Here is a 15633-nt window from a genome sequence, read left to right as displayed (position 1 = left end):
CGCCATGGATGGCATAGCAATTCGGCCGTCTTGCCGGAACTTGGCACAAACCCAGTCTTTTCTTACCCTGATTCAAACTTGCTGTGGATTAGTTCCGGTGTTTATCATGCCGGGGATGTTCTAAATGCTATTAAAGACGTTTTAGTTATGTAAGTACAAATTACGTACATCCTTGGACATAAATTAACAAATTCGTGTTTAGGCCGCTGGTGGCGGAATAATAACATAGCCGTGAATATTTTATTACAAAATCGGGAACAAAGCTTCGTTGTTCGCCAGGATCTATTGTTTTAACTTCACCGTTTATTTCCCAATGATCTCCATCCGGGCTGATCTGTAAAAAAGCAATCGCCGGCGCTGAACCGGTATTGACTACTATATAGGTATAATTGAAAACCAGCGTGTCTAGCGGGTCGGTATATGTCTCAATGCTGCGCGTAGTTACCGGCAGTGTAATCTCCAGGGTCTGACAGCATGAACTGTTAATAGAGGCTGGGTGATACTCTATTTGAAGATAAGGCTGAAATCCGGCATGGGGACTGTTGCGGCTCGCGAAAATAACTTTGCCGGGTATACCTTCATTAGCCATCTTTAATAGAATTCCCCAGTTGGTCTCAAGGCCATAGTACCATTTTTGGACCAGGTCGGTCAGTTCAATGGATACTAAGTCATTATGCCGGCCGGGAAGAGTTTTACAGGACGCCGGGGTGCAGTTAATCAGGGGCTGATGTCGAAAGGATACCGATTTTTCACACCATTTTGAGAGGATTTGATGAACAGCGATGTTTTTGGCAAAGCAGGGGGGGGTATTCTTTCTTAAGTATAAATTTAATGTAGCGTCGAGAATTTTTAGGTGTGGCGGCAATGGTGACAAATCGAATTGAAGGAGGGATCTAAAAAGATTATGACGGTTTTTCCCGAGCGGGAGGCTTTTTCTTAGACAACTGCAGGCAAGTGGTGCTTGCTTTACAAATGTACTTTTGTTTGGTGGTGCGATAATTGTAAATCCCATAAGTAATCCCTCCCTGTCATTAACATATGCAGGGAGGGTTCTTTTTGGCTACATAGATTCTAAAGCAGCAATTTTACCAGTTATTCGTTCTATTTCCTGCGGTATCTTTGTTTAGGCTTAGAACGGATTATGTTGCCTGTGCTGGCTTTAACTATGGCCCTGGTAGTAAAAGTTTAGAGTAATGGCGGAAGCTCCGCTAATGGCGCGATAATTCACCCGGGCATACCGCATGTGCGCACTGGAGAAAAACGGATACACCGTATTTGGCGATAAAGTTTCTGTTGAGTCGACGTAATAGACAGCGCCATCCGGGCTGACTTGTAGTTGAACCTCTGCATTTCCCGCACTTGTTGCATCATTGACAACGCCAATTGTCCAGACATTTAGATCCAGTACATCCCAAAGGGTTGAAGGTACAAAGGACGTATTGCTGAACTCGGATACTGACAGTGGGGTATTGGTTGTGGATGTTGTTGTCGTAATAATATTGCCGACCGTGACGGTACCGGCCACTGTGACATCGCCGGTGACATTGACGGTATTGCCGACCGTGACGGTACCGGCCACTGTGACATCGCCGGTGACATTGACGGTATTGCCGACCGTGACGGTACCGGCTACTGTGACATCGCCGGTGACGCTGACGGTATTGCCGACCGTGACGGTACCGGCTACTGTGACATCGCCGGTGACGCTGACGGTATTGCCGACCGTGACGGTACCGGCTACTGTGACATCGCCGGTGACGCTGACGGTATTGCCGACCGTGACGGTACCGGCTACTGTGACATCGCCGGTGACGCTGACGGTATTGCCGACCGTGACGGTACCGGCTACTGTGACATCGCCGGTGACATTGACGGTATTGCCGACCGTGACGGTACCGGCCACTGTGACATCGCCGGTGACATTGACGGTATTGCCGACCGTGACGGTACCGGCTATTGTGACATCGCCAATGACATTGACGGTATTGCCGACCGTAACGGTACCGGCTACTGTGACATCGCCGGTGACGCTGACGGTATTGCCGACCGTGACGGTACCGGCTACTGTGACATCGCCGGTGACATTGACGGTATTGCCGACGGTGACGGTACCGGCTACTGTGACATCGCCGGTGACGCTGACGGTATTGCCGACGGTGACGGTACCGGCTACTGTGACATCGCCGGTGACGCTGACGGTATTGCCGACGGTGACGGTACCGGCTACTGTGACATCGCCGGTGACGCTGACGGTATTGCCGACGGTGACGGTACCGGCTACTGTGACATCGCCGGTGACGCTGACGGTATTGCCGACCGTGACGGTACCGGCTACTGTGACATCGCCAGTGACATTGACGGTATTGCCGATAGTGACATTACCGTCAATCTGAAGAATACCGGTAGCATTATCTTGGGCAAGTGGCAGGTTTTGATTTCCATAAACCTTTATCCGCGCCTGGTCGGCCACATCCTGGAAAATTTTGAAGTTAGGCATTTTAGCTTCTCCTTGTCAGCTATTCGAGGCACAACCAGCCGGCGACTAACCCGCTCAAGGACTCTTGCTTTCCCGTGCTCTATTTTTTAGTGGGAGTAAAGAAATGACAGGTCCTCAGAGAAGGACGGCTAAGCTTCAGCTATACCCTATCTGAAGCTAATTTCTGTTATGTCTCGCTTCTACATAATATGGTTACTAAGTACTAATTGTTACCGTTGAATTCTTTAGCCAGCTATATATTTCAGAGTAAAGAAAATTTGCGGACGCCGGCGGCTGGGGCCTTGACAACGATCCACCACCGGCGCTTGACAGCCGCTTTGGGCAACACACCGCCCGCCTGCCAAACTCTTAAGGCGTTGCGATCGTTTTTGCCTGTTTCACCGATGCCAGGGGCGGCTTATAAGCACCACATCTTACGTTCTCATATACTGTATTAAAGTGAATTTATAGCGGGGTAGCGGCATGGATATAAGTTTGTGTATGATTGTGAAAAATGAAAGCGGGAATTTGCGCCGGTGTCTCCAGAGTGCAGTGGGCGTCGTGGATGAAATCATCATAGTGGACACAGGTTCAACCGATGAAACTTGTGAAATTGCCTGGAATTTCGGAGCGCAGGTAGAGTATTTCGACTGGAATGGGAGTTTTAGTGATGCGCGAAACTGCTCGCTGGCAAAGGCGCAGGGAGAGTGGATTCTATTCCTGGATGCCGATGAGGAACTGGCGCCGTCAAGCGCCGGCGTTTTACGGCGGATTATAAAGGATACAAGTATCAGCGGTTATTCCTTGCGTATTGAAAATTATACAGGTGATGACGGGGCGCCGGAAATGTATCCTGACCTGGTGTTCCGTTTATTTAGAAACCGCCCGGAGCACCGGTTCCAGGGGGCAATACATGAGCAAATTGCCAGTGCCATCCGCCTTAATGCCCCTGAAGCTAAATTCGGTTTGGCGGAAGATTTAGTCATCAGGCATTATGGCTATTTGAACCGGCAGATTGCGGAAAAGGATAAGAAAATGCGGAATTTGCGTATGGTTGAAGCAGAGTTAAAAAAGAATCCGGCTGACAAACTGCTCCGCTACCATTATGGAGTAGAGCTTTACGGAATCGGCAACAACCGGCAGGCCGCACTGGAGTTTATTGAAGCTGCGAACGGAATAGACTGCAATACTGTGTATTTGCCGAAATTAATGCGCTATCTGGTACTTTGTTATTATGGCGACAAAGACTATGACGCTGCTTTGAAAATCATTGAACAGGGATTGGGGTGGTTTCCCGCTTATGCCGACTTACACTATTACCAGGGTTTGCTATATTATGAGCAGCAGGAATATGGCTTGGCCTATACCGCTTTCGAGAGAGCGGTGGCGACACCGCCGCAACCCTCGCATTTCGCTACTTTAAGCGGCTTGCGAGGCTTCCGGGCGCACTATTACTTAGGTTTAATTGCTGAATTATTCTGCAATCTGGAAGCGGCTTTGCGTCATTACCTTAATAGCTTGCGGGATAATGCCGGTTTCATTGCGCCCCTTGAATGCATCTGTCGCATACTTAAGCCGCAGGAGGATCCTGCGTATGCCAGACAGGCTTTAGAATCCGTGTGCGAATTCAGCACTGCAGAGGCTAAGGTTTGTATAGCCGAATTATTAATAAACCAGTCTGCCTATGATTTAGCGTATCAATATTTTTCTTCGGCTACAAAAAATACATCAGCGACATCGGCAGTGGAAATAAAAAAAGCAATTTGCCTGATGCAGCTGCGGCAATTTTCCACAGCGATGACTTTACTTGACAGTATTCCTGCGACCGACTCGTTATACCGGGCTGCTATGTTTAACAAAATAGTATGCTATTGGCTGCAGGGGTGCCAGCGGGAAGTGAGGCATTATGCGGAAGCTATCCTGGCCTTAGCTTTAAATGAAGACAGTGCCGGCATGGTCAATATTCTGAAAAACAATCTTGGCGAACGAAGTTTTCCCAAAGTTGTTTTAGGCAAAGAAGGTTTGTTTATCTTAATAGATGTATTTAGGAGAACGGTAGCCTTAGGCGAATGGGAACGGGCGATAACGCTGCTGGACGGAATAAGACCGGAATGCTTGCAGGAACTAGACCTGGCGGTCGGAGAGATATGTTGGCAGTATGGAAATATGAATCTAGCGGAGCAGTATTTAAATCGCCACATTAATAAAAATCCGCTTTCCGATGCGGCTTATTACCTGTTGGCGCAGGTAAAAGAACAGCAAGGATTGTATGTAGACGCGCATTATTGTTATCGCCAGGCGATAAGTCTGGCGCCTAAGAACCCCCAAAGTTATGTGCATTTAGCGCAATTATATGAAAAAATGCGCCAGGATATTGTAAAGCAAACCATGGAAAAGTATCAAGGGGCTGCTGCTTTACGCTTCTTGCAGGAGGAGGTTGAGGCCAAGCATGTCACCAACCATCACTCTGGCGATGATTGTGCGCAATGAAGCAAAAAACCTGGCCTGTTGTCTGGAGAGCGTTAAAACTGACGTAGACGAAATAATCATTGTGGACACAGGTTCAACTGATCAAACAAGAGAAATCGCCGCCAGGTATACTGACAAAATATATCATTATACCTGGAACGGGGATTTCAGCGCAGCGCGTAATTTTGCTATCGGTAAAAGCTCCGGCGAGTGGATATTGAGCCTGGATGCCGATGAATTCCTGGACAGCGGCTGCGGGAGCTTACGGGATTGCATTGCAGACAACGACTTGGCCGAATTTGTTTTTTTACCGCTTCGCTATATGCATGCCGAACAGAATATTTTTACCTATGATCAATTTCTGATTTTGCGTTTGTTTCGCAATCTTCCCCAATACCGTTTTGCCGGAGCTATCCATGAGCAGCTGATAATTCCCTGTGCAGAAACAAAACGGGTTGCCCGGTATCCGGTTATCTGGCATCAAGCTACTCCGTTGACAGAGCGCAACAAAAAGCGCAACCGTAATGTGCGCCTGCTCAAAAAAGCCTGTGCAAATGAACCGGATAACCTCTATCTTAAGTATTACCTGGGAATAGAATGGCTGGGGTTTGGGAAGATTGCAGACGCATTGCCGCTGTTTAAAGCTGTTTGTGACGGCTTGCCGGCGGAACATGTTCTGTTCCGCGCACCCGCGGTAAGTCATTATGTTTTGTGCCTGCGGCACGAAGACAGGCCGGATGAAGCCCTGGCTGTGTGCATTAAAGAATGCAAGCAGTATTCAGAGTACACCGATCTTTTTTTTGATGCCGGGTCAATACTCGCAGAGCAGGGGGAATATCAACAGGCCATTAGCTGGTTTAACACAGCTGTGGCAAAAGGAAAACCGCCGCTGGAATTTGTTCATACCCACGGTGTGGAAAGTTTCTTGGCCTATGATCATTTGGGGCATTGCCATGAGGCAAGCGGGGATGTAAAAAGTGCAGAGTATTACTATCGACAGGCATTTCAATCAAATAATGAGTATACAGATTGTCTTTTACACCTGTTTTTTTTACAGTTTAATTATCTTGATCCGGACCAGCTGTACAATTATTTCCGCGAGTTGGGCTGTTACCGGAGTGGACGGCAAACTCAGTTTCTCGGGGCATTATTTCTGATGGCAGGCTTGCCGGCGTGGGCTGCGGCCTGTTACGAGGAATTTCCCGATCCCGGCATTTCGTCTGGTAGAATCAAAAGTATGGTGTTTGGCGGAGAATTCTCCAAGGCGGCCGTTATGCTGAATATCGCCAGGCAGAAGCAGGTTCCTCTATCTTTTGAAGCTGAATTGTATGAAATGGTAGCTGCTATGCTGGCGGAGGAATATACACATGCTCATAAGCTGGCTTTAACTATGTGGCGAACGCCCGCAAAGCGCAGTGCTGCTCTGGCCGTATTGCTGTTGTTGTCTAAATGCACAGCTGTGATTGGTACTGTTAAGCCGGAAGAACACCGCGAACCCGAAATAGCGCAAACCTTATTGGTAATTTTAGATGGTTGCTTGTTGTTCCGGGAAAAAGACAACGGCGCATCGCGGTTGGTTTACACCCGGTATGTGAACTTGGCGGAGAAAACCCTACAAGCGTTAATGACAATGACAGCCGCTGGTTGTATGGTTTTGTCCCCCTACCTAAAACAAAAGAGTCAGCAAGTTTATAGATTGCTGACTACTAAGCTGAAAGCTGACGCGGTTGGGTGCTTCTATCATGAAGAATGATTTGAAAATAAGTTTGTGTATGATTTGTAAAAATGAAGAAGAGCAGCTCCAGGCTTGTCTTCGCAGTGTCAAGCACCTGACTCACGAGATTATTATTGTTGATACCGGTTCCGAGGACAAAACCGTCAGCTTAGCCCGCGCTGAAGGGGCCGTTGTTTACGAGTATCCCTGGAATGATAATTTTGCTGAGGCGAGAAACTTTGGATTAGACCAGGCTAAAGGCCAGTGGATTTTAGTACTGGATGCCGACGAAGTGCTGCTCAATGCTGAACGGGACTATATCAGCAGCATTCTGCAGGAACCCGGCAAAGAAGGCTACTTTTTAACCATTCACAGCTATGTCGGCCAGGGTGAGGAGATGATCGAAGACCAGGTTGTCCGTTTGTTTAAAAATAATCCCGTATACCGGTTCCGAGGAGCTATTCATGAGCAAATTGCCGGCAGTATTCAGGAGTATAATCAGGGTGCAGGGTTAGGGATTGCTGCAGACGTAACAATTTCCCACTGCGGCTATTTAAATACAGTAAAAGCTGCAAAGAACAAGCATGTCCGCAATGTTACAGTAATAAAAAAAGCTTTAAAGGATAATCCTGATGATCCGCTGCTCTTATACAGTCTGGGAATTGAACATCTGCAAGTCGGTGAGCTGGCAGCTAGCGTCGAACAACTCGAGTATGCCTTGCGTTTCCTCTATGGCAGTGAAGGGTATTTTTCAAATGTTCTTACTATGCTGGGCACTGGTTACCTGCGCCTGAATGAAAAAGCGAAATTAGCCGCTTTGTTGCAAGAGGCCCTCCGGATGCTGCCTGAGAATGCGGACTTGCATCTTCTAAAAGGCATGCTGGCCTTTGCTAATGCTGAATATGAGCTGGTAATAGAGGAATTACAGTCAATAACCGGGACCCAAAGCGATATTCTGCCGGAATACAGCATTTGTAAGCTGTTGGGAGATGCCTGCAGAATAACCGGGCGGTATCGTGAAGCCGATCAGGCTTACGCAAAGATGCTAGTTTTGATCTCAAATTATAAGCCTGTATGAAATCCAGCACACCGCCCACCTGCAAAACTTTAAAGCGTTATATCGCTTTTTCTCATTTCGGGCAACTGCTGCTATAGTTTAGTCGAGTACAAACACAGTCACGGTTTTGCGGCCAAATTGCAAGGCTTCTTTGCGGGTTTCGTAAGCTAAGTCGATTCGGGTTCCTTTGATGGCACGGCCGATATCATCGGCGACTGCATAGCCATAACCTTCGATGTATAGCCTGGTTCCCAACGGAATTATTTTAGGATCAACTGCCACCAGCCCCGTACGCAGCGGGTGTTCCCGTTTGGTCAATTTGCCGCAGCCCGGGTCTTGCGAGGTATAGGCCGTGGCTTGCATTGACAGCTTTTTGCGATATGAATTTGGTTTAAGGCGGGCTTCCCTGGTAAGTATCTCCGCTAGCTTTTTGTCGTATTTACCTGTCGGGGCAAGTTTGAAAGTTCGTTGAGCCCGGGTAATGGCGTCTTTGGTAGTGCTGTCCAAAACACCGGTCATTGCGCCCGGATAAAATCCGGTATTGGCCAACAATTGCTGTAGGTGCTTAAGATTGGTGTCGGCGGCTGCGTTAGACTGCTTTGACGTGCTTGTCCTTGTCGAATCCGGCCGGGGATATGTCGGTTTTTTTTTCGCGTCGGCTTCTGTCGCCATACCTAGCATCACGGTGCAAGTTAGAACTAGTGCAAGAATCCGGGTGCGCCAGTTTTTTCGCATGTATTTATCCTCCGTCTTTGTCATGGTTAATTGCCTTTTCGCAGGCAGATCACTTTATTCTAATAGCAATTGTATACCATGACTATAGACCCAGGAAATAGTACTTATGTCCTGATTTACGTTACTTTGCTGGCTGTTTTGCCTTCTTATAGTTATAATAAGAATATTAGTGAAAAAATACCATTTTTGCGGATTGTTGACACTAATTAGGTAAAAAAGGATTATCTCTTGATTATCTGACAGGTGGTGGTTTCATGGAGGAGACATTGCTTCCCACTGTGCAAAACGGGCGTTATGAAATTAGTGCGAATGATAGTGGTGTGTATTTGAGTGTGTGGGGGCCGTCCACCGGCGGCTTACCGGTTTCCAAAACAGCCATCATTCAGGACTTAGCCAATCGAAATTGTAGCAACTTTGAAAGTGATTTCATTTCTGTGGTGATCCGCGAAGCCATGGGCACGCCTGTGCAGATAGTAAATTCATTGCCAGCGGTGGATGGCAGATATCAAATTACTGCCAACGACTGCGGGGTTTACCTTAGCGTATGGGGGCCGGCCAATGGTGGATCAGCCGTCGCTAAGAGCGCTATTGTGAAAAATTTGGCAGAACGTCATTGCACAGAATTCGAAAGCGATTTTATTTCCGTGGTAATTCGGGAAGCGGTCGGCGCACCGGTGCAAATTGTAAATACGCTGCCAAAAGCAGACGGCAGATATGAAATATATGCCAATGACACCGGTGTATATCTAAGTGTGTGGGGACCGGGACATGGCGGCTGGCCGGTAGCAAAAGCCACGATTATCCACGATTTGACTAAACGGAATTGTACTAATTTTGACAGTGATTTTATTTCTGTAGTAATTCGTGAAGCTGTGGGTAAACCGGTACTCATCGTTAACTCAGCACCGGCGGCTCCTGCCGTACCTTCTATCCGGGTTAAGGTCGGGCTTGACCGTATGGAGGCGCGCTTAACTATACAGATGCCGAAAGATCAGGATGTTCCCCCGGTAACCAAAGAACAGCTGTTAGATGAACTAAAGTCTGCCGGGATTGTCTTTGGTATTAATGACGAGGTACTTGATAACATAATACAGGCAGGCAGCGCCACCAATGCTGTTTGTGCTCGCGGGATTGCCTCTTGTGATGGTGAGCCTGCCTGCTTAAAATACTATATTGATCCTGACAGTCAGGGCCGCCCCGAGGAACTGGAAGACGGACGGGTTGACTTTAAAGAAACCAATAGTTTTCTCTGTGTTGAGGAAGGACAGCTGCTTGTGGAAAAAATTCCGGCGACAGCCGGAATACCGGGAACCGATGTGTATGGGCTGCCCATTCCTGCCAAACCTGGTAAAGATATTCGTCTGCCTGTGGGGAAAAATGTAATCAATGTGGATGATTGGCGGCTTTATGCAGCCATCAACGGACATTTGCAGATTTTTCTTGATAAACGCATTAATGTTATGCCGATCATTATTATCGACGGCGATGTTGATTATTCGACCGGTAACATTGATTTTAAGGGCAGCGTCATAGTACGGGGCTCAATACAACAGGATTTTGCCGTAAAAGCCGGCGGCAATGTTGAAGTTTGCGGAACCATCTCCGGCGGTATGGTAGAAGCCGCCAGCATCATTGTGCGCAAAGGGATCCAGGGTATGAAGCGCAGTGTAATCAAAGCGCGGGAACGTGTGGTAACGAATTTTATTGAGAATGCCACTGTGCATGCCGATGAGGATATCATCGTTAATGACGTTATTCTTAATAGTACAGTATTTGCCGGCAAGCGGGTGATTGTGGAAGGACGCCGAGGTCTGATACGCGGCGGGCGTGTGGCTGCCGGCGAGGTGATCCGGGCAACAACGATCGGTAATCCCTGTGGCGTTACCACTGAAATTGAAGTGGCTGTTGACTGGTTTCTTAAAGATGAGTTGAAGAATTTGCTTCAGAACATACAGAAAGCTGAAGTTACTTATGAAAGCCTGAAATTATCTATAAATCATATGCGTAATCAGGGCCTGGGCAATCTTAGCGGCGACAGACTGGAACGGTATAAAAAACAGGAGGCGGAGTATAAAACGTTACCGGATCGTCTGGAAGAGATGAAGCAGCGCGTCACCAATATTGAAAATCTCCTGAATACTATGAAAGCAGGCAGGATTCGCGTATGCAATTATATTCATCCCCGCACCAGAGTAGCCATTGGTAATTTGACCAAGAATATCAATGAGTCTCTGCAATTTATTTCTCTGTATGCTCTGGGGAGAGAGATAAAGTTTACATCTCTGCGGTAACAAAACCTCAACTTACACAGTAAGGGGCTGCTCAATGCCGGGTAGCCCTTATTTATTATTATCTTCTCCTCAGTTAAAGGTGACTATAGCTGTAACTTGAGCTGCTGTTACGTGCGAAATATGTTTCTCATAAGAGGAATTATCAACTTTTTATGGAATAACAGTAAAAAACTATCTTGGGAGGAACAAGGATGTCATTGACAAACAAGTTAGGCAAGACTTTTGTTTTTACCACCGAGCTGGGAGGCATAAATGGAACGGATATTGATGAGAGTATTGCTAGAGTCAGGGAATACTCCGGTTTGGACGCCATTAATATTCATGATTGCCCGAATGCCAGATTGCGGATGAATTCTGTAATGGCGGCCGCTGTTATTAACCGAGCTACCGGTATGGAAACGATACCGCATTTTACCTGTCGTGACAGGAGTTTGCTGGGAACTCAGGCCGACCTTCTGGGGGCGCATGCGCTGGGGATTCGCTACTTATTGCCGACAACGGGAGACGGTCCGCAGCACGGCCCTTATAATTCGTCAGGGGTGTACGATTATAATTCTGCCAGACTCATTGAAGTGATTAAAAGTTTCAATAAAGGTAAAGATGCCAACGGCGAAGATTTTAAAGGCCAAACTCTGTTCACCGTGGCTGCGACAGCCACGCCGGCGGCCGCCAACATGGAGGCTGAGCTGACGAATATACGAAAAAAAGTCACTGCCGGCACTGATTTTTTTCAGACCCAACCGGTTTACGACGCCACCCAAGCCAGGCGATTTCTCGATAAGGCCAAAGCGTTCGGCAAACCTGTATTATTAGGGGTGATGCCTTTAAAAAGTTTAAAAATGGCCGAGTTTGTCAATAAAAATGTCGCCGGTGTAACTGTTCCGGCCGACATTTTGGCGCAAATGGAGCAAGGCAAGAGTGGCTTTGAGGTAGCTTGTGAATTTATCAGGCAAGTCTACCGGCAAGTGGATGGTTTGCATATCTTCGGTATGGGGGATGTGGCGGTGACCAATCGCTTGGTTGCGTTTACCAAGGAATTATTGGAGCATTGAGGTTTGCCGGAAGCATTGGAACTGCCTTGTAACCGGAAAAACAATAAGTACGAAAAAATCATTAGGCTAGTGCTGCTCCTTCCGGCGGTGCGCTACCGGATTAGGGCTGACAAGCTACTAGCCTAATGATTTGAGAGTGGTATTCTGATCCGACAGTCTGATAATATAAAGAAAACACGGCTTGCGCAGAGCCTTTGGCGAAAGCGCAAGCCGATGTTGCCCTTATTCAGGAGAAAGTTATATACTTTCTCCTGAATAAAAAACCCTCTGCCAAAGGCAGAGGGTTAAAAATCTTAGTAGCGTTTGTTTTGGCTGAAGCAGTCGCGGCAGTAAACCGGACGATCACTGCTCGGACGGAAAGGAACCTGGGTTTGCACGCCACAAGCGGCACAGGTTACGTCATGCATTTCGCGCTGTTGATAGCTATCGCGGCCACCACGGTTGTTTTGTTGTTTGCGAGCTGAGCGGCAGCTAGGGCAACGGCCTGGCTCGTTGGTGAAACCTTTTTCAGCGAAGAAATCTTGCTCAGAAGCAGTAAATACGAAATCGGCGCCACAATCGCGGCAGGTTAAAGTTTTGTCTTGACTCATTAAATGGAATCCCCCTCAAATTTTGTACCAGCCAATAGTGAATGGGAATGACTCATCGCAACTTCCCTCACTAGACAGTTTGAGAAGGATAAATGACTAACCGCATTGGCGTATTTACTGGATTCTTTAACTATACTATACATTTCCTGAAAAGTAAAGCATTTTCATAAAATTATCTTAGATATAAAACTTGTTATGGGAAGACTGGCGGCGTGAAGGGAAGTAAATCGCGGATTTTATAGAAAGATGACGATTGTATGGGTAGAATTTTTTCATGTTTTCACCAAAAAGATGGAGGATTTTACACTGGAGTTGTGTAAATGTACATATGGGAAACCCGAATGTTTTTTTCGTCTTTCTTGTCCTGACAGAAAATAGTATTTTTTGTTGGATAAGGGCAACATTGGTTTCCACCTTTGCCAAAGGCCTGACGCAAGTTGTATATTTTTTATCAAAATTGAAAATTTCCGGTAAAGCTGATAAGCGTATTTATTACATTCTATTATTTTTCGTAGGATCAGGAGGCCCTGACATGAGGTTAGTTTTTACTAGAGATTTGATTCCCGGGATGCTGACAGGCGGGGAAGTAACTGATGTTGCAGGTGCAGTTAAACTACTGAAACAAGGTATTTGTCTAACCCAGTCGCAGATTACCAAGCTGCAGAACTGGGGAGTACCGTTTCTTTATCTTGACGACGGCACTGACTATGATAGAATAAAGTTTTCCGGCGTAGATATGATAAAGATTAATTTTGCAAAGGTTTATCAGGAGATCATGCATGATGTTGGGCATATGTTCAGATACATCAAGAAATTCAGGGAAGTTCCGGTCATGCAGATGAAGGCGCTTGCCGACCATAAAATTAGTCTCCTGGTGGAAACAATTGGCGCGCTTGACTATTTGCTGGAAATGCGCTGTCACAGCGAGCATACATTTCAACATTCCTTAAATGTTGCCGTAATTGCCGGTGTCCTGGGAAAATGGTGCGGCTATCAGGGTGAAAAACTGAAGAATCTGGTTTTGGCCGGTTTGCTGCATGACATTGGCAAAGTAGTCATTCCCTTATCCATCCTTGATAAGCCGGGATATCTTTCTTCGGCCGAATTTGCAATTATTAAGCAGCATACCGCAGAAGGCTACCAACTGGTAAAAACTTCGCAGCAGATTTCCCAGGATGTGAAGCTGAGTATTTTACAGCACCATGAGCGGATGGATGGCAGCGGCTATCCGGCAGGGCTTGCGGGCGATGAAATCAATGATGGGGCTAAGGTTATTGCTATTGCCGATATCTATGAAGCTATGACATCTGACAGAGTATATCGCAGCAAAATGACACCGTTTGAAGCACTAAATATCATTGCAGATCAAATGTTTGTCGGTTTGAAACCTGAAATCTGCCTTACTTTTTTTGATAATATGCGAAATTACCTGACAGGGAGCAGCGTGGCGTTAAGTAATGGCCTGGAAGCTAAAGTGATTGCTTTTGACGCCAAGGAAAAGCATGTGACAAGACCCATTCTCTACGTGCAGAATGGAACTTGTATTGATTTACAAAAAGAGGCACTCCGGATTGTTGGGGTTTACGGATAAAAGTTACCGATAATATACCGTAGCCAGTTGTGAAGAGATTATTTAAATACAGCTGCTTGCCCGCAGAAGGGGAGCGGCTGTATTTTTCTTCCTGTCTGAAAGTTATCATTTTCGCCGGGACAAAAGTAATTTGGCGGCTACCTTCGCCACAGGCCCGGCGCATGCCGTATTTTTTACAGGAAAATATACAGATATTTGCTGAAACAAGGATTTTTTGTATCGGCGAGGAATAAAAACAAGGACTGACTAACATCAGACTGAGACAATACAGGCGGAGGCGACCTATTTGCTACTACGGAAAATTACAGCGATATTACTTTTGTTTCTTACGGTTACGGTTCCGGCATTCGCTCAACCGGGAAAAGTTCAGCTAGTATGGCCTCATGCGGAAGATGTGGTAATGTATGAGCTGGAAGTCGCCAGGGTTAAGGTGGCGGACGATGCCCCGGCGCCGGCAGCCGAAATTGTATATACCAGCACCAGTATTTATACTCCCGGTGTAGAATTAAACCTGGCTTCCTTTGCCGCACCAGAAAGCAAAAAGTTATACTACCGTGTTCGGCCCTTAGATCTAGACTCAGAGCCAATCGGGCGTTTTTCCCGTCCGTCGGCTCTTTTGCAGGGGAAGCTAAATTCCTTGAAGCCAGCAACTACAACGAATTTTACAGACCGACCAACTCCTTTATATATGGTGTATTCCTGGATTCCTGTGTTAGGAGCCGCACGGTACGAAGTCGAAGTTACAAACCATATACCTGAGAGGGAAAACGGCATAACGCCTTCCAAATACAGGGTACGGGCCTATTCTGTCGGTCAGGTATTCGATTTTTATGATCCGCAGCCTTTTACCAGGGAAGGCTGCTACTATTGGCGCGTAATTGCATTTGACGAAAATAACAAAGCCATCGGCGCCTATTCGGACGCTGTTCCTTTCAGGGTCGAAAGAGGCGTCTACAAATGGGCAACCTATGGCGACAGCATTACGCACGGCGGGGGAGCCGTCTCCAATCCACCTTCTGATGCCCGCTATGACTATGCGTATTATTTACCGTTCGCTGTCAAAAACTTAGGGAAAAGCGGTGATACGGCAGCCGCGCTGGCGGAACGCTTTGAACAGGATGTTTTGCCGTTTAAGCCGGAAGTCATGTTAATTCTGGGAGGAACTAACAGTATCCGGGGCGGTGTGAGTGCGGCTGAGGTCATTGACTCACTGACAACCATCCGGGAAAAGTGCGAGAAATACAGTATTAAGCCGGTCTTTCTAACACTGCCGCCGCTGAATCCCGAGAGGATTCAGCGGGTTTTCAACCAGCCTACTGCTGATAACTGGCAGCAGGAGTTAAAAAAGGTAAATGCGTTTATTAAGACACAGCCTGACTATATTGATGTGTACGCAGCTTTGGTGGATGACAAGGGTTTACTGCCTGTTAAGTACGCCCAGGACGGATTGCACCCGGATATTGCCGGAAAAAAGGTTATGGCCCGGGAAGTAAACGCGTATATAAACAGTCATTAAAGCTGCCGCTGAAGAAGTCGAAAATGTAGTAAGACCTGCCCCAAAACGGCAGGTCTTACTACATTTTGTCCGGATCGTCAATTTAGAACGTAGTTCTTCGAACCTTGCGCCAACAAAGCTTCTGGCGGACTTTGCCTGACAA

At 46.9% G+C, this 15633-nt stretch carries 11 protein-coding genes; 7 read left to right on the top strand and 4 right to left on the bottom strand.

What is annotated here, in order from left to right; all coding sequences use genetic code 11:
- Positions 1–160 precede the first annotated feature (160 nt).
- Both SATMO3_RS21620 and SATMO3_RS21615 read right to left on the bottom strand, forming a co-directional pair.
- Positions 161–1012 carry a DNRLRE domain-containing protein gene (locus SATMO3_RS21620; protein WP_371371812.1) on the bottom strand — a complete coding sequence of 284 codons (852 nt, stop codon included), beginning with the start codon at positions 1010–1012 and terminating at the stop codon, positions 161–163.
- Between the two features lie 147 nt (positions 1013–1159).
- On the bottom strand, positions 1160–2497 hold the full coding sequence (locus SATMO3_RS21615; RefSeq protein ID WP_371371810.1) for a beta strand repeat-containing protein: 1338 nt from the start codon (positions 2495–2497) through the stop codon (positions 1160–1162).
- Positions 2498–2959: 462 nt separating this feature from the next.
- Between SATMO3_RS21615 and SATMO3_RS21610 the strand changes: the two genes are divergently transcribed.
- Genes SATMO3_RS21610 through SATMO3_RS21600 form a run of 3 tightly spaced genes read left to right on the top strand, consistent with a single transcriptional unit; the run spans position 2960 to position 7737 of the window.
- Positions 2960–4966, top strand: a complete 2007-nt coding sequence (locus tag SATMO3_RS21610) for a glycosyltransferase (protein WP_371371808.1) — start codon at positions 2960–2962, stop codon at positions 4964–4966.
- Positions 4926–6698, top strand: coding sequence for a glycosyltransferase (locus tag SATMO3_RS21605; RefSeq protein WP_371371807.1), 1773 nt, complete (start codon positions 4926–4928; stop codon positions 6696–6698). Before SATMO3_RS21610 ends, SATMO3_RS21605 begins: the two co-directional genes overlap by 41 nt.
- Positions 6688–7737 (top strand): glycosyltransferase, encoded by a 1050-nt coding sequence (locus SATMO3_RS21600; RefSeq protein ID WP_371371806.1) that lies wholly within the window; start codon positions 6688–6690, stop codon positions 7735–7737. The genes SATMO3_RS21605 and SATMO3_RS21600 overlap by 11 nt, the downstream gene beginning before the upstream one ends.
- A gap of 78 nt (positions 7738–7815) precedes the next feature.
- Here the strand turns inward: SATMO3_RS21600 and SATMO3_RS21595 are convergent, their stop codons facing one another.
- On the bottom strand, positions 7816–8451 hold the full coding sequence (locus tag SATMO3_RS21595; protein ID WP_371371804.1) for a 3D domain-containing protein: 636 nt from the start codon (positions 8449–8451) through the stop codon (positions 7816–7818).
- A 254-nt stretch (positions 8452–8705) separates the two neighbouring features.
- Here SATMO3_RS21595 and SATMO3_RS21590 point away from each other — a divergent pair, with 254 nt between their 5' ends.
- Positions 8706–10742: a DUF342 domain-containing protein gene (locus SATMO3_RS21590; RefSeq protein ID WP_371371802.1), complete on the top strand. Its 2037-nt coding sequence runs from the start codon at positions 8706–8708 to the stop codon at positions 10740–10742.
- 191 nt (positions 10743–10933) lie between these two features.
- Positions 10934–11794, top strand: coding sequence for a methylenetetrahydrofolate reductase (locus SATMO3_RS21585; RefSeq protein ID WP_371371801.1), 861 nt, complete (start codon positions 10934–10936; stop codon positions 11792–11794).
- A 293-nt stretch (positions 11795–12087) separates the two neighbouring features.
- Here the strand turns inward: SATMO3_RS21585 and SATMO3_RS21580 are convergent, their stop codons facing one another.
- On the bottom strand, positions 12088–12384 hold the full coding sequence (locus SATMO3_RS21580) for a zinc-ribbon domain containing protein (protein WP_371371800.1): 297 nt from the start codon (positions 12382–12384) through the stop codon (positions 12088–12090).
- Positions 12385–12916: 532 nt separating this feature from the next.
- On the opposite strand from SATMO3_RS21580, the gene SATMO3_RS21575 reads away from it, so the two are divergent.
- Both SATMO3_RS21575 and SATMO3_RS21570 read left to right on the top strand, forming a co-directional pair.
- A complete protein-coding gene (locus tag SATMO3_RS21575; protein WP_371371798.1) occupies positions 12917–13975 on the top strand; it encodes an HD-GYP domain-containing protein in 1059 nt (352 codons plus the stop codon).
- Between the two features lie 286 nt (positions 13976–14261).
- The gene (locus SATMO3_RS21570; RefSeq protein WP_371371797.1) at positions 14262–15491 is read left to right on the top strand and encodes a GDSL-type esterase/lipase family protein; all 1230 of its coding nucleotides are present in this window, start codon (positions 14262–14264) and stop codon (positions 15489–15491) included.
- Positions 15492–15633 lie beyond the last annotated feature (142 nt).

Source organism: Sporomusa aerivorans, from assembly GCF_041428895.1.
GTDB classification, from domain to species: Bacteria; Bacillota; Negativicutes; order Sporomusales; family Sporomusaceae; genus Sporomusa; species Sporomusa aerivorans.
This window is presented reverse-complemented; position numbering and strand designations above follow the sequence as displayed.